Here is a 4,484-nt window from a genome sequence, read left to right as displayed (position 1 = left end):
CTTTAAGCCCACTGGCTTCCTATAATGGGGAATCTGTCTCGAATATTAGGAATCGTTTCTGGATATGGGGACTTCGTATTGGAAAAACTCTTATGAAGTTCCTAAGTGGTAAATCATACGCTCTATCGATAACTTGAAACATAAGGCTATGATCATGTTGCTATATTCTGCTGGACTGCGGATCGGAGAGTTGATTCGAATAAAAATTTCGGATATTGATTCTGGAAGAATGCAAATAAGGGTTGAACAATCAAAAGGGAAAAAGGACCGTTACACCATTTTGGCCCCCAAAACACTTGAAATATTGCGACAATATTTTAAAGTGTATAAACCAAAAGATATATTGTTTGAAGGACAGTTTGGGGGGCAATATTCTACAAGAAGTGCTCAGTCTATTTTGAAGGAAGCAACAAAAAAGGCAGGCATTACAAAGGATATTACATTGCATACATTGAGGCATAGTTTTGCGACCCACTTGCTTGAAGCTGGCACTGACCTTAGGTATATTCAAAATCTTTTGGGGCATGAAAGTAGTAAAACCACTGAAATATACACGCACATAACCACAAAAGGATTTAATCAAATAAAAAGCCCTATCGAACAGTTGGATATTTAAAGAATTAATCTTATAATTGGTTAATAAAGCTTTACCAATTTTAGCATGGAAAAATCATTTTTAAAATACTATCGGAGTGCTGAAGTGAATTATGATTTTTTTGCTACTATATTGAATTTTAAATATAAAATCAGAAACTTACAATTAGAATATACACGCAATTGCGTGTAGCGACTCGTTATCGGCAATGGCAAGACCCGAAACAGACAGACAATTTACAATGACAAAAAAAACTCTAATCAAAAATATAAGCATAGTAAATGAGGGACAAATAACCGTTGCTGACCTACTTATAGACAATGGTTTAATTCGTTTAATCGGACAACTAATCGACCACAAAAATGTAAAAGTAGTTGACGGGACAGGCAAGTATTTATTTCCAGGTATTATAGACGGACAAGTTCATTTTCGTGAGCCTGGACTAACACATAAAGGCGACCTTTATACTGAAAGTAAAGCCGCTATTGCTGGTGGCGTGACTTCTTTTATTGATATGCCAAATACATTTCCGAATGTATTGACAATTGACATCTTAAATGAAAAATATCGCATAGCATCTGAAAAATCTTTGGCCAATTTTGGCTTCCTTTTAGGTGTGAATGGCGACAACCTTGATGAAATAATTAAGCTCGACACATCAAAACTTTTAGGTGTTTCAGATGACGGACTTTACTTTACAAAAAAAGGTAATCTACTTGCTGATAATTCAGAAACAATGGAAAAACTTTTTGCGAACTGCAAATCCATTATTGCCATTCATTCTGAAAAAGAACAAATAGTTGAAGAGAACGAAAACATATATCGTGAAAAATATGGAGAAAATGTGCCTATTGAATTTCATCCAATTATTAGAAGCGAAAAAGCTTGTTATGAAGCAACCAAAAGAGCTATTGACATAGCCAATAAACACAAGGCACGACTTCACATTCTGCACTTGACAACAGAAGCAGAAACACATTTGTTTAGAAATGATATTGCTCTAAAAGATAAAAATATAACAACAGAAGTTTCGGTTCATCACTTATGGTTTTCAGACATAGACTATAAGCGTTTGGGAACTTTAATAAAATGGAACCCTGCAATCAAAACAGAAAAAGATAAAAAAGGGCTTTTAAAAGCGTTGTTGGACGATAGAATAGACTTAGTAACGACAGACCACGCACCACATACCTTAGACGAAAAACAGAAACCTTATTTTCAAGCAATGTCGGGTGCTCCCATCGTTCAGCATTCGTTAAACATTATGCTTGAGTTCTACAAACAAGGCCATATTTCGTTAGAGAAAATCGTTGAAAAGATGTGTCATAATCCAGCGACTCTTTACAAAATAGAAAATAGGGGCTTTATTCGTGAAGGCTATTTCGCAGACCTAACCATTGTTGACCTAAATTCTATATGGACAGTTAGTAAAGAAAATATTGTATCCAAATGTGGTTGGTCGCCATTGGAAGGAACAACTTTTCAAACAAAAATTACGCATACATTTATAAATGGTAATTTGGCTTATGAAAATGGAAAATTTGATGAAACTAAAAGAGGACAAGCATTACAAATTTTAACTTAAAATATGAAAACAATTTTTATTACTGGTAACGGAACAGATATTGGCAAGACAATAATATCAGCGATTATTACCGAGCATTTGGAAGCAGATTATTGGAAACCCGTTCAATCGGGCGAACTAGATAATACTGATACCATGAAAGTAATACGGTTGGTTTCTAATTCTAAAACCGTTTTTCATACAGAACGTTTTAAACTAATACAACCCTTATCGCCTCATGCCTCAGCAGAAATTGACGGAATACAAATACAATTGGAAGATTTCAAATTACCAATTACCAGAAATCATATAGTAATTGAGGGTGCAGGTGGCTTAATGGTTCCGCTAAATAATAAAATACTAATTGCCGACTTGATAACACATTTTGCTTCGAGTGTAATTTTAGTTTCACGAAATTATTTAGGCAGTATAAATCATACGCTACTTACAGTTCAAGAATTACGCAGAAGAAATATTCCAATAATCGGCATTGTATTTAACGGAGAGCATACGCCACAAACTGAAAATTTCATTCTTCAATACACTCAACTACCGCTACTATTTCGGGTAGACATAGAAGAGCAAATTGATAAACAAACCGTCTTAAAATATTCAAGAAAAATAAATTTATTAGACAAAATAAATTGAAAAGCTAAACACAATGTTTCACGGAAGAAAAGTAATAATTGCAACCAAGCACCAAAAAGAAAGTGTGATTGCACCTATTCTCGAAAAAGAATTAGGTGTAAATTGCTTTACAGATGAAACTTTTGATACGGATGCGTTGGGAACATTTACAGGTGAGGTGGAGAGGGAACTTGACCCAATTTCAACGGCAAGAGAAAAATGTCTACGAGCAATGAAAGTAAACAACTGTGATTTAGGAATTGCAAGTGAGGGTTCATTTGGTCCTCACCCATCGATGTTTTTTGTAAGTGCTGACGATGAATTTTTAATTTTTATTGACACTAAAAACAACTTAGAAGTTATAGTTAGAGAATTAAGCACCTCAACCAATTTTAATGGTCGACAAATCCAAACTCAAAAAGAACTTTTTGAGTTTGCCGAACAAGTTGGTTTTCCAGCACACGGTTTAATTCTTAGAAAATCAAAAGATGAAAATACGGATATACATAAAGGGATAACCGAAAGTGAAATTTTGCAGAAATCGTTCAAATATTTTTTCTCAAAATACAATTCAGTTTATGCAGAAACGGATATGAGAGCTATGTATAACCCTACACGAATGAGTGTGATTGAGCAAGCAACACAAAAACTGGTGAAAAAAATTAGATCAACTTGCCCTCAATGTCAAACACCAGGTTTTGGAATAACAGACGCTAAAAAGGGACTTGAATGCAGCTTGTGTGGTTCACCGACAAACTCAACACTTAGCTATATTTATGTCTGCCAACAGTGCAAATTCACAAACGAAGAAATGTATCCAAATAAAAAAACAACCGAAGACCCAACGTATTGCGACTATTGTAATCCATAAAAGAAATGATATTGACACACAGGACAGAATACACAAATAGCAAAATTTAGTCGCCTTTAAGCTCACTGGCTTCCTATAATGGGGAATCTGTCTCGAATATTAGGAATCGTTTCTGGATATGGGGACTTCGTATTGGTAAAACTCTTATGAAGTTCCTAAGTGGTTGGTGATCACTTAATCTTAGCCATTGCAATATTTGGACTTTCAGGATTCACTTGTAAAGTGCGTGTGGCGGGATGAATGATCACATCCATATCCTCCATTGGTATGGCACCTAGCAAGACCTCGTCGCCAATAATCATCGCACCAACAAACGCATTCCTATTTTCAAATTCAATTCGTATAGGACCCGCATACGGAACCAAATGTTTTTTACCATCCGCTAGTGTGACTTCCCTATTTTCCAAAGTCTTCACATTCAATTGGATTGCTAAATGTTCTGGTATGCATAAATGCAAAGCACCTGAATCAACCAAAGCATTGCATTCGATTTTCAATTGATTTGGTAGTATTGGATTGGAAAGCGTCAATTTAGCATAAACTAGCCCCATATTTGTAACCTCTACTAAATTTACTGTAAGTTATTTATAAACTGAGTCAAGCCAAAGTCCCCACCCCCCACAAACAAAAAAGCCCCACTTATTAAGTGAGGCTTTCTTTCATTCACCAGCGAACTGGCAATTGGTTGTTTCCCGAATCCTTTAGTAGCGAAGCATACCAAGGATCGGGACATTCCTTTTACAATATACAACACAGAAACAGTCTGGGAGACTGTTTCTAGACGACGAAGGTTGAAAACCGAGGAGTGCTTTCGGAACGAAAGCCAT

At 35.6% G+C, this 4,484-nt stretch carries 5 protein-coding genes; 4 read left to right on the top strand and 1 reads right to left on the bottom strand.

The genetic code is table 11. The annotated features are described in order from the left end of the window. The first annotated feature begins 133 nt into the window (after nt 1-133). From LEP1GSC202_RS00115 to LEP1GSC202_RS00100, 4 genes are all read left to right on the top strand, one after another. Nucleotides 134-616 (top strand): tyrosine-type recombinase/integrase, encoded by a 483-nt coding sequence (locus LEP1GSC202_RS00115; protein ID WP_279615292.1) that lies wholly within the window; start codon nt 134-136, stop codon nt 614-616. 220 nt (nt 617-836) lie between these two features. Further along, a complete protein-coding gene (locus LEP1GSC202_RS00110; protein ID WP_039927724.1) occupies nt 837-2,180 on the top strand; it encodes a dihydroorotase in 1,344 nt (447 codons plus the stop codon). A 3-nt stretch (nt 2,181-2,183) separates the two neighbouring features. Beyond that, nucleotides 2,184-2,807 carry a dethiobiotin synthase gene (gene bioD, locus LEP1GSC202_RS00105; RefSeq protein ID WP_015675644.1) on the top strand — a complete coding sequence of 208 codons (624 nt, stop codon included), beginning with the start codon at nt 2,184-2,186 and terminating at the stop codon, nt 2,805-2,807. A gap of 13 nt (nt 2,808-2,820) precedes the next feature. Then, complete coding sequence (locus LEP1GSC202_RS00100) at nt 2,821-3,657, top strand: DUF6671 family protein (protein ID WP_015675643.1); 837 nt, start codon at nt 2,821-2,823, stop codon at nt 3,655-3,657. Between the two features lie 170 nt (nt 3,658-3,827). Here the strand turns inward: LEP1GSC202_RS00100 and LEP1GSC202_RS00095 are convergent, their stop codons facing one another. Next, nucleotides 3,828-4,208 carry a clan AA aspartic protease gene (locus LEP1GSC202_RS00095; protein WP_012388198.1) on the bottom strand — a complete coding sequence of 127 codons (381 nt, stop codon included), beginning with the start codon at nt 4,206-4,208 and terminating at the stop codon, nt 3,828-3,830. Nucleotides 4,209-4,484: the final 276 nt, after the last annotated feature.

This window comes from Leptospira yanagawae serovar Saopaulo str. Sao Paulo = ATCC 700523 (genome assembly GCF_000332475.2).
Lineage (GTDB): Bacteria > Spirochaetota > Leptospiria > Leptospirales > Leptospiraceae > Leptospira_A > Leptospira_A yanagawae.
The sequence above is the reverse complement of the archived record's forward strand: the minus strand, read 5'-3'. Positions and strand labels throughout refer to the sequence as shown.